This window comes from Aeromonas sp. s8, from assembly GCF_040907785.1.
In the GTDB taxonomy this organism is placed as follows: Bacteria; Pseudomonadota; Gammaproteobacteria; order Enterobacterales; family Aeromonadaceae; genus Aeromonas; species Aeromonas veronii.
In genome coordinates this window covers 1-15,717 of sequence record NZ_JBFOCL010000028.1, presented here as the reverse complement: position 1 = coordinate 15,717, position 15,717 = coordinate 1, and the positions used below count along the sequence as shown (strand labels likewise).

Sequence of the window (15,717 nt, the reverse complement as noted above, 5' to 3'; positions counted from 1 at the left end):
ATCATGGGATTCATACTGAGACGCTTTTCCTTCTATCTGGTTGCCTTTCTGGTAGCCGCCACCATCAACTTCCTGTTACCCCGTGCCATGCCAGGGGATCCTGTCTCCGTGATGTTTGCCCGCGCTGGCGCCATGATGGAACCCGCCGCCCTGGAAGCCCTCAAAGCCACCTTCGGCTTTGTCGACGGCCCCATCGGCACCCAGTTTCTCACCTATGTGAAGAGTGTCTTCACCTGGGATCTCGGCACCTCGGTGCGCTTCTACCCGCAGCAGGTCTCTGACGTGCTGGGCCGTGCCATCGGCTGGACCCTGTTTCTGGTCGGCACCTCCACCATCCTGAGCTTCTCCCTCGGTTCCATCGTCGGCATCTTCGCCGCCTGGTATCGCGGCGGCCGGATGGACAGCATTCTCTCCCCGCTCACCCTGGTGATGCAGGCCATTCCGCCGGTGGTGGTCTCCCTGCTCGCCCTGTTCCTGTTCGGGGTCAGCCTCGAGTGGCTGCCCATCGGCTACGCCTACAGCCCGGAGATCAAGGCTGACTGGGGCTGGGAGCACATCAAGAGCATCATGACCCACGCCATCATGCCGGTGCTGACCCTGGCCGTGGTACAGGTGGGGGGCTTTCTTATCACCATGCGCAACAACATGATTAACCTGCTGGGCGAGGATTACATCACCATGGCCAAGGCCAAGGGGCTCTCCAGCAACCGGGTGATCTTCAACTACGGCGCCCGCAACGCCATTCTGCCCAGCGTCACCGCCCTCTCCATGGCGCTCGGTTTCGTTATCGGTGGCTCTCTCATCACCGAGGTTATCTTCAACTATCCCGGCCTGGGCCTGACCCTCTATCAGGGCATTCTGGCCCGCGACTACCCGCTCATTCAGGGGCAGCTGCTCATCATGACCATCACCATGCTCAGCTTCAACTTCCTGGCCGACGTGCTCTACGTCTTCCTGGATCCCCGTCTGCGTACAGGAGGCAAATAAGATGCGTATGCCGACCATTCTCAAAATCCTGCTGGGCAACAAGAAGGCTGCCTGTGGCCTCGCCATCGTGGTTGCCTTCGTACTGATGGCCATATTTGCCCCCATTCTGGCCAGCAACGAGCCGACCAAACGGGTGGCTCGCCCGCACCAGCCGCCCAGTGCCGAGTTCGTGATGGGTTCAACCCGCATGGGCCACGATATCTGGGCCCAGTTCACCAACGGCGCCCGTATCTCACTGATGGTGGGCTTCAGCGCTGGCCTGCTGGTCTGCACCCTGGCCGTCGCCATCGGCATCACCGCCGGTTACTTCGGCGGTCTGGTGGATGAGTGCCTCACCTTCCTGATGAACGTGGTGCTGGTGATCCCCAACCTCCCCTTGCTACTGGTGCTGGCGAGCTTTATCGGGGAGGCGTCACCGGCGGTGATTGCCGTGATAATAGGGTTGACCTCCTGGGCCTATGGCGCTCGGGTCATCCGGGCCCAGACCCTGGCGCTGCGCGAGAAGGAGTTCGTCATTGCCGCCGAAGTGTTGGGCGAGCCGGCCTGGCGCATCATTCTGGTGGAGATCCTGCCCAACCTCATCTCCATCATCGGGGTGAGCTTCATCGGCTCCATCATTTACGCCATCGTCACCGAAGCGACCCTGGAGTTCCTGGGGCTTGGCGACCCGACCGTGGTGAGCTGGGGCATCATGCTCTACAACGCCCAGACCTCCAGCGCCATTCTGGTCGGCGCCTGGTGGGAGATCCTGGCCCCCTGCTTTGCCATCGCCACCCTGGGTGCCGGTCTGGCCCTGCTCAACTTCGCCATCGACGAGATTGCCAACCCGCAGCTGCGCTCCCACAAAGGGCTCAACCGCTGGAACAAACTGGCCACACCGGTCACCACACCGGTTGCCACAGCACAGGAGAAGACAGCATGAACAAGCATCCCCTGCTGTCAGTACGCAATCTTTGCGTCGACTACATCACCGAAAATGGCGACGTGCGCGCCGTCAACTCGGTGAGCTTCGATATCAGACAGGGCGAGATCTTCGGCCTCGCCGGTGAGTCGGGTTGCGGCAAGTCCACCGTCGCCTTCTCGGTGGCCCGGCTGCACAAGCCGCCCGCCTACATCAGCGGTGGCGAGATCCTGTTCAAGGGAGAGAATATCCTCCACTACAACGACGAGCGGCTGCGCTCCTATCGCTGGCAACAGGTGTCGGTGGTGTTCCAGTCCGCCATGAACGCCCTGAACCCTGTACTGCGGATGGAGGAGCAGTTCTGCGACGTGCTGCTGGCCCACAACCCCGGCATGACCCGTTACGAGGCGATCAAGCGCGCCCAGGAGCTGCTCACCATCGTCGATATCCACCCGAGCCGGCTCAAAGACTACCCGCACCAGTTCTCCGGCGGCATGCGCCAGCGGCTGGTGATTGCCATCGCCATGGCACTCAACCCCGAGCTGCTCATCATGGATGAGCCGACCACGGCGCTCGATGTGGTGGTACAGCGGGAGATCCTGCAGAAGGTCTATGCCCTGAAAGAGAAGTTCAACTTCTCCATTCTGTTCATCACCCACGACCTCTCCCTGATGGTGGAGTTCTGCGATCGCATCGGCATCATGTATGCCGGTGAACTGGTGGAGGTCGCCCCCTCCAAGGCGATCCTGACCGCGCCGCTGCACCCCTATACCAGAGGGCTCGGCAACTCCTTCCCGCCCCTGCACGGGCCGAAGAAGGTGCTGGAGGGGATCCCGGGCACCCCGCTCAACCTGCTGGAGGTGCCGGTCGGCTGCCGCTTTCAGGCCCGCTGCGGCAAGGTGCACGATCGCTGCCGTCAGGAGTACACCAGATTGGCCGAGATCCGCCCCGGTCAACAGACCGCCTGCCACCTCTATGAAGAGCAGGGGCTGCAACAAGATTCCGTGATCTATCTGGACAAGGCCGCTGGCTGTTAAGGATGTCTGTCATGCAAATCGCCAAAACCGATGCACCCATCATCGAAGTCCAGCACCTCTACAAGGACTTCCCCATCAACTCCAATGCCATCAAGAGTGGCAAGATGCGGGCGCTCTCCGACATCACCTTCAACCTGCACCGGGGCCGCGCCCTGGCGGTGGTCGGGGAGTCGGGCTCCGGCAAGAGCACCATCGCCAAGATCATCGCCAAGATGTACAAGCTCAGTGCCGGGCGCATTCTCTATCGCGGCCACGATCTGGAGGAGTTCAACAAAGGCACCGCCCTGCTGGACTATCGCCAGAGCGTGCAGATGGTGTGGCAAGATCCGTTCGGTTCGCTCAACCCGACCCACACCATCTATCACCACATCGCCCGCCCCCTGCTGCTGCACAGCAAGGTGATCGACAAAAAAGAGCTGCCCGACATGGTCTACGCCCTGCTGGAGAAGGTCGGCCTGACCCCCGCCAAGGCGACGGCGGCCAAGTATCCGCACCAGCTCTCCGGCGGCCAGCGCCAGCGGGTCAACATCGCCCGCAATCTGGCAGTGGAGGCGGAGGTTGTGCTGGCGGACGAGCCGACTTCCATGCTCGACGTCTCCATTCGCATCGGCATCCTCAACCTGATGGAGCAGATGAAGAACGAGCTCGGCGTCTCCATGCTCTACATCACCCACGACATCGCCACCGCCCGCTATGTGGCGGAAGATCTGGCGGTGATGTATGTGGGGCACATGGTGGAGTGGGGCGAGGTGGACGAGATCCTGCACCACCCGCAGCACCCCTACACCCAGCTGCTTATCTCGGCGGTGCCCGACCCGGAGAAGAGCATCCACGCCGAGCTGGAAGGAGGCCGCAAGGGGGAGATCCCGCTCTGGACGCCGGAATCCTGCGGTTGCCCCTTTGCTGGGCGTTGCAATCAGGCGATGCCCCGCTGCAAGGAGGCGCTGCCCCCCATCACCAAGCTTGCCGACAACCACTTCGTGCGCTGCTACCTCTACGAGTGAGGGTGAGCCTTAGACCGGCCGGACAACCCTGTCCGGCCATGCCTCGATACGGGGCGGCCACAGCCCCGTGATGTGCCTCACCGCCCGGCGGTGAACCACAGGAGTAATACCTTGATGGAACTCTTGATCAATCAGGTGGGCTACGAGTGCGACGGACACAAGGTCGCCCTGTTGCAAACCTCCCCCGCCCCTGATCTCGGCGGCTATGTCAGGCTGCAACGCCTTGATGATGGCCAGATCCTGTTTGAAACCCCACTGCAACCAGCTGGCAGCGTCCCCGGCTGGCAGGGCCGCGCTTACTGGCGTGCCGACTTCTCCGCCTTCAAGGAGCCCGGCCACTATCGGCTGGAGGCGATCACTGCCCAAGGCATAGTCCGCTCGACCCGTTTTGCCATCGGCCAGGATCTGCTGGCCAGCCGCTGCCTCTCCGATGTCATTCACTACTTCAAGGGGCAGCGCGCCAGCGGCACCTTTGATCGGGCCGACCGCAGCGCCCGCCTGTTTGGCTCCGACCAGCACAAAGATGTGCACGGCGGCTGGTTCGATGCCAGCGGCGACATGAGCAAGTACCTGAGCCACCTCTCCTACGCCAACTACCTCAACCCCCAGCAGACCCCCATGGTGGTGTGGGCTCTGCTCAAGTGCCGGGAACTCTTGGCCCCGCGCCGCGATATCGACGGGGTGAACCTCTGCAAGCGGCTCAATGACGAGGCGCTGCACGGCGCCGATTTCCTCTGCCGGATGCAGGATGAGTCGGGCTTCTTCTACATGACCCTGTTCGACAAGTGGAGCAAGGACCCTGCCCAGCGCGAGCTGTGCGCCTATACCACCCAGCAGGGGATCAAGTCCGCCAACTGGCAGGCGGGTTTCCGCCAAGGGGGCGGCATGGCCATCGCCGCGCTGGCCCGCGCCGCCCGCGAGAGCGTCAGCGGCGACTTCGATGCCAGCCGCTACGCCGAGGCGGCCCGCCGCGGCTACCTGCATCTGCGTGAACACAACCTCTCCTATCTGGATGACGGGGTCGAAAACATCATCGACGACTACTGCGCCCTGCTGGCAGCGGTGGAGCTGACCCGCACCTTCGGCAACGAGTGGCTGAATGAGGCGAGAGCCCTCGCCAGCAAGCTCTGTGCCCGCCAGCGCCCCCATTCGGAGCTGGGTCACTACTGGTCGGCCAACGAGGATGGCTCGCGCCCCTACTACCACGCCGCCGAGGCGGGCCTGCCGGTGCTGGCGCTGCTGGAATATCTGGGCGTAGAGCCGGATCAGGAATACAAGGCTAGGGTACAAACCGTGGTGGAGCAGGCGCTGGCCGCCGAGCTGGCGCTCTGCGCCCGCGCGGGCAACCCCTTCTCCCTCGCCCGCCAATATGTGAAAGGGGTGGATGAAGCGCCGCACGTCAGCTTCTTTATGCCCCACAACAACGAATCCGGTTACTGGTGGCAGGGGGAGAACGCCCGCTTGGCCTCGCTGGCGGCCATGGCCTTTGCTGGCGCCCGCCACTTCTCCCGCCAGAGCCAGCCGCTGCTCACTTATGGTCAGCACCAGCTCGACTGGATCCTCGGGCAAAACCCCTTCAACGCCTGCATGCTTGCGGGCCACGGCATCAACAACCCCGCCTATACCGCAGGGTATCCCAATGCGCAGGGGGGGATCTGCAACGGCATCACCGCCGGGTTTGATGACGAAAACGACGTGGCTTTTATTCCGGAGGAGTATCAGGATCGGCTGGATCAGAACTGGCGCTGGGGCGAGCAGTGGATCCCCCACGCCGCCTGGTTCGCCCTTGCCATCACCTGGCAAAATGCCGCAGGAGGTCGCCATGATTGAGTTCTGGGTCGGCGTCGATGGCGGTGGCACCCACACCCGCGCCCGCATCCGGGATCGGGCGGGCAAGCTGCTCGGAGAGGGGCGCGCGGCAGGATCCAATCTGGAGCTGGGCATCCCCCATGCCCACGCCAATGTGCTGGCTGCCATCGCCAGCGCCCGCCTTGCCGCCGGGATCGCTATCGAGAGTGAACAGCAGATGGGGGTCGGGCTGGCGCTCGCCTCCGCCGAGCTGGCCGACTGCTATCACGCCCTGCTCGAGATGCCCTTCCCCTTCGCCAGCGTCAGGCTCACCTCCGATGCCTTCGGTGCCTGCCTCGGCGCCTTTGGTGGCCGGGAGGGGGCCATCCTGATCGCCGGTACCGGCTCGGTGGGGCTGGTCTATCAGGAGGGGCAGATCCGCACCTGCTCCGGCCGCGGCTTCCCCATTTCAGACATAGGCAGCGGCGCCTGGCTGGGGCTGCGCGCCATCCAGCAATCCCTGCTCTGCCACGACGGCATTCTGCCCCCCAGCACCCTCGCCATCCGCTTGATGGATCGCTTCAAGCGGGATCAAGCCGAGGTGGTTCGCTGGGCCGCCCGCGCCATTCCGGCCGACTATGGCCACTTTGCCCCCTGGGTATTCGATGCCGCCAGCGATGGCGACGAGCTCGCCAACCAGCTGCTGGACGAAACTTGCGAACAACTGCAGATCCTGCTGGAGGGAATGACCCAGCTCGGTGCCAGACAGATCGCCCTGCTGGGGGGGATTGGCACCCGCCTCGCTCCCCGTCTCGGCCAGCTCAACCTGATCCCCCCCCAGGCAGATGCGCTCGATGGCGCCATCCTGTTTGCCCAATCAGAGGATTTTCCATGTCTACACCCCTGATCCACCCCCAGGTCGCCCGACGTGACGGCGAGGATGTCTGGTTCACCTTCACCCTCTCACTCATGCCTGATACCAAGTGGAAACTGCACTTCTGTCTGGCTCGCCATATCGACCCCGACTCCTTGCAAGGGGGGGAGCTGGAGCGCCAGAGCGGCAGCTACAAGGTGATTGTCCCGAACGCTGGCAGCTGCGAGCTGCGCTTTTGCTGCCGCCAGACGCCCATCAAGAAGCTCTCCGACATGCCGCAGGGCTTCTTTCTCAGCCTGCCGGAGGCGACCACGGGTGCCCAGCTGCTGCCGGTGACGCTGGCGGCGCAGGATCTCGGACTGGAGAACCCGCCGGTAACCCGCTCCGACCTGCCTGATGTCGAGCCCCAGCCCGGCATAGTGCCACAACCGGCCCATCTGGTACTGCTGGAGGGGAACTTCCGGCTGGCCGAGCGGGCTCATGTCAGCGCTCCCCGCGATGTACCGAAATTGCTGGCCCACTTCAACGAGCTGACGTCGCTGGCGCTGGAGCAGGATCACGACGCTGAAATCCGGCTGACCGAGGCCAAACTGGCCCCCGAAGCCTATCAACTCACCATCACGCCGCAGGAGGTGGTGATTGCCGCCGCCGACGAAGCGGGCTGGCGTTATGGGCTGGTCACGCTGGCCCAGTGGTATCTGCAACATGGGGAGAGCCTGCCCTGCGTCACGCTGGAGGATGCCCCGCGCTTTGGCTTTCGCGGCATTTTTCTCGACTGCGCCCGCCACTTCCACACTCCGGCAACCATCAAGCGCCTGCTCAAGCTGATGAGCCTCTACAAGTTCAACCGCTTCCACTGGCATCTGACCGATGACGAGGGGTGGCGACTCGAGATCAAGGCCTTCCCGGCATTGACCGACGTGGGTGCCTGGCGCGGCCACGATCTGGCGATCGACCCCCAGCTCAGCGGCGGTGCCGAACCCTATGGCGGCTACTACACCCAGAGCGAGGTGAAGGAGCTGGTGAGCTATGCCATTGAGCTCGGCATCACCGTCATTCCCGAGATCGACATCCCGGGCCACTGCCACGCCGCCATCAAGGCGCTGCCCGAGTTGCTGATCGAAACGGCGGATCACTCCCGCTACCGCTCGGTCCAGCATTTCGATGACAACGTGCTCAACCCCGCCCTGCCCGGCACCTACCGCTTTCTGGAGGCGGTGCTGGACGAGGTGTGCGAACTCTTCCCCGGCCCGCAGATCCACATGGGGGGTGACGAGGTGCCGACCGGGGTCTGGACCGACAGCCCCGCCTGCCAGCAGCTGATGACCGAACAGGGCTACGCCGACTGCCGCGAGCTGCAGGGCCATCTGCTGCGCCACTGCCAGCGCTATCTGGCCGCCAGAGGCAAACAGATGATTGGCTGGGAGGAAATACTGCATGGCGACAAAGTGAGCCGCAAAGCGGCCATCTGTGCCTGGACCAGCTTTCAGGCGGGGCTGGACGCTGCCGCAGCCGGTTATCCGGTGGTGATGGCGCCCGCCCAGTTCCTCTATCTGGATCTGGCCTGGAGCGCCGATATTCATGAACCCGGCCTCTACTGGGCGGGGACCCTCAATCTGGAGCAGGTTTATGCTTGCGATCCTGCCCCAGCAGATTTCCATGCCAACGATAACATCCTCGGGGTGCTGAGCCCCTTGTGGTCAGAATTGATCACCAGCCGTGATCGTCTCGACTACATGTTGTTCCCGCGCATGCTGGCCACGGCCGAGGTGGCCTGGAGCGATCCCGCCCACAAGGGCTGGGAGCACTTCGCCGCCCGCCTGCCGGGTCAGCTGCAGATCCTCGATCAGTTGCAGGTGCGCTACCGGATGCCACAGAGGTAATGTTGTCTCTACTTTGGCGGCCAATCGGCCGCCTTTTTTACGATTAGCCAACAAAACATCAACTTCCCCCTACCATTCATCCGCCATTATTGGCAAAATCCAGCCCCCAATGAAGCTGGTCTGCCTCCTGCTGGCGCGAGCCTGCGGCCACCTCCAGATCTGCCACAATAACAACGACAACATTATCAACAAGAACATCGGAGCGTATTCCTATGGCCCGCAGAGATGTCCATACCCTGGATAGCGAAGTGGAGTTTCCTGCCGACGTACAACTGGTCTCCACCACTGACCTGCGCGGGGTGATCACTTATGCCAATCCGGCTTTTTGCACCATCGCCGGCTATAGCGCCGACGAGCTGGTCGGTCACAACCACAATCTGGTACGCCACCCCGACATGCCCAAGGCCGCCTTCGCCGATCTCTGGGCCCGCCTCAAGGAGGGCAAACCCTGGCGCGGCATCGTCAAGAATCGCTGCAAGGATGGTCGTTACTACTGGGTAGATGCCTATGTGACCCCCATCTATGAAGGCAACAGGATCAGCGGCTACCAGTCGGTACGCTGCAAGCCCGAGCCCCAATTCAAGCGCATCGCTGCTCAGACCTACCAAGCTCTGCTCAAGGCCGAGCGCGGCAACAGCAGCAACCTCCCCTCTCTTGTCAAAGTGCGCACCCCGGCCATCACCCTGCTGCTGCTCGGCCTGATGGGCTGGGCCTTCGCCAGCCAAGGGGCCATGACCGTCCTGCTGATGCTGCTGCCCCTGTTGCTTATTGGCGGAGCCTACTGGCGCGAGCTCTTTGCCCTGCCCCACTATCTGCAGCAACTGGGCCGTGAATACGACAGTCTGACCCGACTGGTCTACTCCGGTGACAACCCCGGCGCCATTGCCGATTTTCATATCAAGATGCTGCAGGCCCGCATCCGAACCGTGTTGGGGCGGATCAACGATGCCACGGCACCTCTGCAAACCCTGGCCATCAATCTGAAGCAGGCCTCTCATCAGGCCTGTCTCGATATCAACGAGCAAGATGCCGAGACCCAGCAGATGGCTACGGCTATGACTCAAATGGCCAACACAGCTCACGAAATCGCCCGCAACATTCAGGACTCCAACGGTCAGGTCAACGAAGCTCGCAATCGTTGTGAACAAACCAACCAGCAGTTGAACCAGACCGAGCAACAGATCGAACAACTCGCCAAACAGGCAGAGCTGGCGTTCAACTCGGCGGTAGAGCTCGCCAGCGAATCCGAACGGATTGGCAGTGTCATGGGCGAGATCCAGGGCATCGCCGAGCAGACTAACCTGCTGGCCCTCAACGCTGCCATCGAAGCGGCTCGCGCCGGGGAGCAGGGCCGTGGTTTTGCGGTGGTCGCAGACGAGGTGCGTACTCTATCGACCCGCACCCACAAGGCGACCGAGCAGATCCAGGTCAGCATCAAGCAGATCCAGCACACGCTGGGACGCTGGAAGGGGATGATGCAGGAGAACCTGCAACAGACCCGCGCATGTGCCGAGATGACCCGCCAGGGCGCCAGCAGCCTCCATACCGTGCTGGCAGAGATAGAGCTGGTCACCGAACACTCCACCCAGATCGCCACCGCTGCAGAGCAACAACAAGCGGTCGTGGAGGAGATCAGCCGCAGCATCCACCAGATCTCCGAGTACTCCCACGCCAACAGTCAGAAGATGCTGGATGTCGATCACTCCAGTCAGGCTCTGCTGGAACGGGCCAAGCAACTGAAGGGGCTTAGCCAGACCTTCGGCTGAATCATTGCCAGCCTCATGACAGAAGCGCCACAATGGCGCTTCTGTTGTTTTTGACGAATCGGGTCTATGAGCATTGAACCAAGTCCATCCCCATTGAACAAAACAGCCCGTATCGAAGCGATCATCGCCTTGATCCCGGCAGGCCGGGTGGTCAGCTATGGTCAGGTGGCCGATCTGGCGGGGCTGCCCGGACGGGCAAGACTGGTAGGCAAGGTGCTGCGGGAAACCGACAAGGTACTGCCGTGGCATCGGGTACTGGGCGCGGCGGGCACCATCTCGTTACCGAAAGGATCGCCAGGCTTTGCCGAGCAGATGGGACGATTGCAACAAGAGGGGGTGCCAGTGATCGGTGGGCGGGTCAGAATGAAGGAGTGGCAATGGCAGCCCGATCTGGCCGAGCTGCTTTTTCTACTGCCGTTTTGAGGGGATCACAGCCGGATCACTCCAGCGGCGCCAGGATCTCGTCGCTGCGCACCTGCACCGGTATGGTCTCATCCGCTCGCTGCAGCAGCACCAGCAGGCTCTGCCGGTCAACCTCCAGCACATAGGCCGCCCCTTCACGGGTCATGCAGCTCATGCCCGGCCGGATCTCGTTAATCTCCATCTCAACCTCCTTGTCTACTTCGCGATTGACGACAGCTGCACTCCTTGCAGCTGTCTCAGTATACCGCTATCCATAAGCAAAGAGGCCCCTTGTCGGGGCCTCTTTTCATCAGGCTTTTTTAGCCTTTGGCAAACTCTCTTGCCAGGTACCGTTGTCGTAGTGAGCGGTCCAACCGGTCGCCTTGCCGTTGACCTCGCTCATCACGTACTGCTCCTTGGTCTTGCGACTGAAGCGCACGATAGCGGGGTTGCCGTCCGGATCGGTGAGCGGGGCACCGGCCAGATACTTGTGCTTGGCGGAGATGCGATCCTTGAAGCGCTTGAGCTCTTCCACCAGCGGCGCGCGGGTCTCGCGGGATTTGGGGAAGTTGCTGGCAGCCAGGAACAGACCGGCAGCCCCGTCACGCAGCACAAAGTGAGCATCGGACTGGGTGCACTTGAGCTCCGGCAGCGGCACCGGATCCTCTTTCGGCGGCGCGATGTCACCGTTTTTCAGGATCTTGCGAGTGTTCTTGCAGGTCTCGTTGGTGCAGCCCATGTACTTGCCGAAACGGCCGTTCTTGAGCTGCATCTCGGCTCCGCAACGGTCGCACTCGATGCTCGGCCCTTCGTAGCCCTTGAGCTTGAACTGGCCCTTCTCGATCTCGTAGCCATCGCAGTCCGGGTTGCGACCACAGACGTGCAGCTTGCGGCTGTCATCAATGATGTAGGCATCCATCGCAGTGCCACAGACACCGCAGCGGTGCTTGGCGCGCAGCGCTTCTGTTTCCGCCTCTTCGCCGTCAGTGGCGGAGACAAACTCGTCGGCAGAGACCAGGTTGATGGTCTTCTTGCAGCGCTCTTTGGGCGGCAAAGCATAGCCGGAGCAGCCGAGGAACACGCCGGTGGTGGCAGTACGAATGCCCATCTTGCGGCCGCAATCCGGGCAGTCGATGTCGGTCATCACCATCTGGTTGGCACGCATGCCGCCCTCTTCGGGCGCCTTGTCGGCCTTCTCCAGCTCCTGGGTAAACTCGGCGTAGAAGGCATCCAGCACCTTCTTCCACTCAAGGCTCCCTTCGGCGATGCCATCGAGCTTGTCTTCCATCTTGGCGGTGAACTCGTAGTTCATCAGCTCAACGAAGTTCTCCACCAAACGATCGGTGACGATCTCACCCATCTTCTCGGCGAAGAAACGGCGGCTCTCGACCCGCACATAACCGCGATCGACGATGGTGGAGATGATGGAGGCGTAGGTAGACGGACGGCCGATGCCGCGTTTTTCCAGCTCGCGCACCAGCGCAGCTTCAGTGAAACGGGCAGGCGGCTTGGTGAAGTGCTGGCGCGGATCCAGCTTGACCAGTTTCAGCACCTCGCCAACGGTCACCGCCGGCAGCTGACTATCTTCACCCTTGCGACCCATAGGCGGCAGAGCCTTGGTCCAACCGGCGAAGCGCAGGGTACGGCCACGGGCCTTGAGCTCGAACTCACCCGCCTTGACGGTCAGGGTGGAAGAGTCGTACTGAGCCGGGGTCATCTGGCAGGCGACAAACTGACGCCAGATGAGGTCGTACAGACGCATGGCATCCGGCTCCATCCCTTCCAGCATCTCGGCAGTCACCTGTACGTTGGAGGGACGGATCGCTTCGTGCGCTTCCTGGGCATTGGCCTTGGCGCCATACAAATTCGGCTCGGCTGGCAGATAGGCCGCGCCATACTGCTCGCCGATATATTCACGCACCGCCTCAACCGCCTCTTTGCTGAGGTTGGTGGAGTCGGTACGCATATAGGTGATGTAACCCGCTTCATAGAGACGCTGGGCCATCATCATGGTCTTCTTGACCCCGAAGCTCAGCCGGGTAGAGGCCGCCTGCTGCAGGGTAGAGGTGATAAACGGCGCGGACGGTTTGGAGCCGGTTGGCTTGTCTTCCCGGTTCACCACCTTGTAGTCGACCCCTTCCAGGGCTGCGACAGCGGCAAAGGTCTCGGCCTGGGTCACCGGCTTGAAGTCGGCACCATTGCGGCTGACTACTTCCATCCGCAGATCGCTCTTGTCGGCGGTCAGCAGGTCGGCATTGAGATCCCAGAACTCGACCGGAACGAACGCCTTGATTTCGCGCTCTTTATCGACGATGAGACGCACCGCAACGGACTGTACCCGACCGGCGGAGAGACCGCGGGCCAGCTTTTTCCACAGCAGCGGGGAGACCATGTAACCCACCACGCGGTCGAGGAAACGACGGGCCTGCTGGGCATTGACGCGGTCAATATTCAGCTCGGACGGCTGGGCGAACGCCTCCTTGATGGCACTCTTGGTGATCTCGTTGAACACCACGCGCTTGTAGCGGCTGTCGTCGCCACCGATGATCTCGCGCAGGTGCCAGGCGATCGCTTCTCCTTCTCTATCCAAGTCGGTTGCGAGATAGATGGTGTCGGCTTTCTCGGCCAGACTTTGCAACTCGCTGACCACCTTCTCCTTGCCGGGCAAAATCTGGTAATTAGCCTGCCAGCCAGCGGTCGGATTGATACCCATCCGGGCAAACAGGGCCTTGCGATCCTTGGCAGCCTTCTCGGATTCGCTCAACTTGATGCCGCGAATGACAGGTTTCTTGGGCTCGGTGCTGGCGCTGCCGCTGGTGGGCAGATCGCGAACATGACCAACGCTGGATTTCACCACGTAGTCCTTGCCCAGATATTTGTTGATCGTCTTGGCCTTGGCCGGAGACTCCACTATGACCAGTGATTTGCCCATGCTGTAACTATTATCCTCATTGCACCCGACGGGGTTGGTGTGCGGTTTTGTGGGGCTGTATAAGAGATTTGGCGCGAAAAAGCAATCTTGTGAGCAAATTTGCCTGACCAGCCCGAACCACACGGCTTCTTTTATTGCTTCTTTATTTATTAATGCGAAGGCAACAGGCCGGACGCAACCGCTTTTTCAATTTTCTGCCATACCGCCCCTCTTTTTATATCTGAAACGACATAAAAACGTCTGCTGGTTACCGGCTTGTTACAAAAACATAAAATCTCTTTATAATGGCCCAACCCCGACGCATTGTGCGCGGAAGGAACCGCTACCCATCATAAAAATCGAAAGGATGTACTCAATGAAGCACTTCGAGGTCAATTTCGACGGTCTGGTCGGCCCGACTCATAACTATGCCGGCCTCTCCTACGGCAATGTTGCCTCCCAGAGCAATGCCCAGGAGGCTTCCAATCCGAAAGAGGCCGCCAAACAGGGACTGCGCAAGATGAAGGCGCTGACCGAGCTTGGCATGACCCAGGGGGTACTGGCGCCACAAGAGCGTCCCGACCTCGCTACCCTGCGCCGCCTCGGCTTCACCGGCAACGATGCCCGGGTGCTGGAACAGGCCGCCAAACAGGCTCCCGCCGTACTGGCTGCCTGCTATTCGGCTTCCAGCATGTGGACCGCCAATGCCGCCACCGTCTCTCCCAGTGCCGATACCCAGGATGGCCGCATTCACTTCACCCCCGCCAACCTGACCAACAAGTTTCACCGCTCCCTGGAGCCGGACGTCACGGGCCGTATCCTGCGAGCCGTGTTCAACAATGATCGCCACTTCAGCCACCACCTCCATCTGCCAGAGAATGACCACTTCGGCGACGAGGGGGCGGCCAACCACACCCGCCTCTGCCGTGCCTATGGCGAGGCGGGGGTCGAGCTGTTCGTCTATGGCCGCAGCGCCTTTGACTACTCCCGCACGGCGCCGAAGCGCTACCCTGCCCGCCAGACCCTGGAGGCAAGCCAGGCCATCGCCCGCCTGCATGGCCTTGGCGAGGAGAGCGTGGTGTTTATTCAGCAAAACCCGGAGGTGATCGATCAGGGGGTATTCCATAACGACGTGATCGCGGTGGGCAACCAGAACGTGCTCTTCTTCCACCAGCAAGCGTTCCTCAACACCGAAGCGGTACTGACCGAGATCCGCGGCAAGTTTGGCGAGGGGAATTTGCACTTTATCGAAGTGCCAACCGCCGAGGTATCGGTGCTGGATGCGGTGAAATCCTACCTGTTCAACACCCAGATCCTCACCCTGCCGAGCGGCGAGATGGCCATTATCGCCCCCACCGAGTGCCGCGATAATCCGGCGGTGTCGGCCTATCTTGGCAAGCTGCTGACGCAGGAGACTCCGATCAAGGCGGTCCACTATATGGATGTGAAACAGAGCATGCGTAATGGTGGCGGCCCGGCCTGCCTGCGACTGCGGGTCGCCATGAACGATCAGGAACTCGCTGCGGTCAATCCGGCCTGCCTTATCAACGACAGCCAGTTTGCCCGCCTCGATGGCTGGGTCGATCGCCACTACCGCGACCGCCTGACCCTCGATGACCTGCGGGATCCGGCACTGGTGCAGGAGTCCCGCAGCGCACTGGACGAGCTGACCCAGATCCTGAAACTGGGTTCGGTCTACCCGTTCCAGCGCTAGATGTGATGCCCGGGAAGACCGCCAACGCTGGCGGTCTTCTGCTATCTGCCTCATCTTCAGCGCACTCGCCAGCTTGCACGGATGCTGTTTTGTGCAGAAAAGCAGCGCACAACTTGCTGATAAGCTTGAATTTTGAGCTGGATGTATCAAAAAATCGACGAACAGTCATTTTTTACTGCCAGATGCCTCATCAAGGGGTTCACAAAGCCTCTGGATCTGATAGTATGCGCCTCGCACTTGGGGAGGGGTTCCCGAGCGGCCAAAGGGATCAGACTGTAAATCTGACGGCTCTGCCTTCGAAGGTTCGAATCCTTCTCCCTCCACCATTCAAGTGCAAAAGTAGTGACAATCAGGAAATACCCCGTGGAGGGGTTCCCGAGCGGCCAAAGGGATCAGACTGTAAATCTGACGGCTCTGCCTTCGAAGGTTCGAATCCTTCTCCCTCCACCA

The 15,717-nt window shown here is 61.5% G+C and carries 12 protein-coding genes and 2 tRNA genes; 12 read left to right on the top strand and 2 right to left on the bottom strand.

Annotated elements, in window-relative coordinates:
* Positions 1-3 precede the first annotated feature (3 nt).
* The 9 genes from AB5Y86_RS09130 (at position 4) to AB5Y86_RS09090 (ending at position 10,663) form a co-directional block, all read left to right on the top strand.
* A complete protein-coding gene (locus tag AB5Y86_RS09130; protein ID WP_005334871.1) occupies positions 4-987 on the top strand; it encodes an ABC transporter permease in 984 nt (327 codons plus the stop codon).
* 1 nt (position 988) lies between these two features.
* Positions 989-1,909, top strand: a complete 921-nt coding sequence (locus tag AB5Y86_RS09125) for an ABC transporter permease (protein ID WP_368192663.1) — start codon at positions 989-991, stop codon at positions 1,907-1,909.
* Complete coding sequence (locus tag AB5Y86_RS09120; protein WP_005334876.1) at positions 1,906-2,925, top strand: ABC transporter ATP-binding protein; 1,020 nt, start codon at positions 1,906-1,908, stop codon at positions 2,923-2,925. Before AB5Y86_RS09125 ends, AB5Y86_RS09120 begins: the two co-directional genes overlap by 4 nt.
* Positions 2,926-2,936: 11 nt before the next feature.
* The gene (locus AB5Y86_RS09115; RefSeq protein WP_005353824.1) at positions 2,937-3,929 is read left to right on the top strand and encodes an ABC transporter ATP-binding protein; all 993 of its coding nucleotides are present in this window, start codon (positions 2,937-2,939) and stop codon (positions 3,927-3,929) included.
* A gap of 114 nt (positions 3,930-4,043) precedes the next feature.
* A complete protein-coding gene (locus AB5Y86_RS09110; protein ID WP_201933101.1) occupies positions 4,044-5,759 on the top strand; it encodes a glycoside hydrolase family 9 protein in 1,716 nt (571 codons plus the stop codon).
* Positions 5,752-6,624: a BadF/BadG/BcrA/BcrD ATPase family protein gene (locus tag AB5Y86_RS09105; protein ID WP_005362149.1), complete on the top strand. Its 873-nt coding sequence runs from the start codon at positions 5,752-5,754 to the stop codon at positions 6,622-6,624. Before AB5Y86_RS09110 ends, AB5Y86_RS09105 begins: the two co-directional genes overlap by 8 nt.
* Positions 6,609-8,474 carry a beta-N-acetylhexosaminidase gene (locus tag AB5Y86_RS09100; RefSeq protein WP_368192661.1) on the top strand — a complete coding sequence of 622 codons (1,866 nt, stop codon included), beginning with the start codon at positions 6,609-6,611 and terminating at the stop codon, positions 8,472-8,474. Before AB5Y86_RS09105 ends, AB5Y86_RS09100 begins: the two co-directional genes overlap by 16 nt.
* Before the next feature lie 212 nt (positions 8,475-8,686).
* Positions 8,687-10,240, top strand: coding sequence for a PAS domain-containing methyl-accepting chemotaxis protein (locus AB5Y86_RS09095; protein WP_236367469.1), 1,554 nt, complete (start codon positions 8,687-8,689; stop codon positions 10,238-10,240).
* Positions 10,241-10,306: 66 nt separating this feature from the next.
* Positions 10,307-10,663, top strand: coding sequence for an MGMT family protein (locus AB5Y86_RS09090; protein WP_219264291.1), 357 nt, complete (start codon positions 10,307-10,309; stop codon positions 10,661-10,663).
* A gap of 16 nt (positions 10,664-10,679) precedes the next feature.
* Here the strand turns inward: AB5Y86_RS09090 and AB5Y86_RS09085 are convergent, their stop codons facing one another.
* On the bottom strand, positions 10,680-10,844 hold the full coding sequence (locus AB5Y86_RS09085) for a hypothetical protein (RefSeq protein ID WP_005334891.1): 165 nt from the start codon (positions 10,842-10,844) through the stop codon (positions 10,680-10,682).
* A gap of 108 nt (positions 10,845-10,952) precedes the next feature.
* Positions 10,953-13,574 (bottom strand): type I DNA topoisomerase, encoded by a 2,622-nt coding sequence (gene topA, locus AB5Y86_RS09080; RefSeq protein ID WP_005362158.1) that lies wholly within the window; start codon positions 13,572-13,574, stop codon positions 10,953-10,955.
* Positions 13,575-13,929: 355 nt separating this feature from the next.
* Between topA and astB the strand changes: the two genes are divergently transcribed.
* The 3 genes from astB to AB5Y86_RS09065 all read left to right on the top strand — a co-directional run bounded on the left by astB (position 13,930) and on the right by AB5Y86_RS09065 (position 15,717).
* Positions 13,930-15,267: an N-succinylarginine dihydrolase gene (gene astB, locus AB5Y86_RS09075; protein WP_368192658.1), complete on the top strand. Its 1,338-nt coding sequence runs from the start codon at positions 13,930-13,932 to the stop codon at positions 15,265-15,267.
* Between the two features lie 241 nt (positions 15,268-15,508).
* Positions 15,509-15,593 (top strand) — tRNA-Tyr (locus tag AB5Y86_RS09070).
* A 39-nt stretch (positions 15,594-15,632) separates the two neighbouring features.
* Positions 15,633-15,717: transfer RNA gene (locus AB5Y86_RS09065), tRNA-Tyr, on the top strand.

Bases quoted from the DNA above. Each gene is read 5' to 3' on its own strand.
- AB5Y86_RS09130 (WP_005334871.1), top strand. From the start codon at position 4: ATGGGATTCATACTGAGACGCTTTTCCTTCTATCTGGTTGCCTTTCTG.
- AB5Y86_RS09125 (WP_368192663.1), top strand. From the start codon at position 989: ATGCGTATGCCGACCATTCTCAAAATCCTGCTGGGCAACAAGAAGGCT.
- AB5Y86_RS09120 (WP_005334876.1), top strand. From the start codon at position 1,906: ATGAACAAGCATCCCCTGCTGTCAGTACGCAATCTTTGCGTCGACTAC.
- AB5Y86_RS09115 (WP_005353824.1), top strand. From the start codon at position 2,937: ATGCAAATCGCCAAAACCGATGCACCCATCATCGAAGTCCAGCACCTC.
- AB5Y86_RS09110 (WP_201933101.1), top strand. From the start codon at position 4,044: ATGGAACTCTTGATCAATCAGGTGGGCTACGAGTGCGACGGACACAAG.
- AB5Y86_RS09105 (WP_005362149.1), top strand. From the start codon at position 5,752: ATGATTGAGTTCTGGGTCGGCGTCGATGGCGGTGGCACCCACACCCGC.
- AB5Y86_RS09100 (WP_368192661.1), top strand. From the start codon at position 6,609: ATGTCTACACCCCTGATCCACCCCCAGGTCGCCCGACGTGACGGCGAG.
- AB5Y86_RS09095 (WP_236367469.1), top strand. From the start codon at position 8,687: ATGGCCCGCAGAGATGTCCATACCCTGGATAGCGAAGTGGAGTTTCCT.
- AB5Y86_RS09090 (WP_219264291.1), top strand. From the start codon at position 10,307: ATGAGCATTGAACCAAGTCCATCCCCATTGAACAAAACAGCCCGTATC.
- AB5Y86_RS09085 (WP_005334891.1), bottom strand. From the start codon at position 10,844: ATGGAGATTAACGAGATCCGGCCGGGCATGAGCTGCATGACCCGTGAA.
- topA (WP_005362158.1), bottom strand. From the start codon at position 13,574: ATGGGCAAATCACTGGTCATAGTGGAGTCTCCGGCCAAGGCCAAGACG.
- astB (WP_368192658.1), top strand. From the start codon at position 13,930: ATGAAGCACTTCGAGGTCAATTTCGACGGTCTGGTCGGCCCGACTCAT.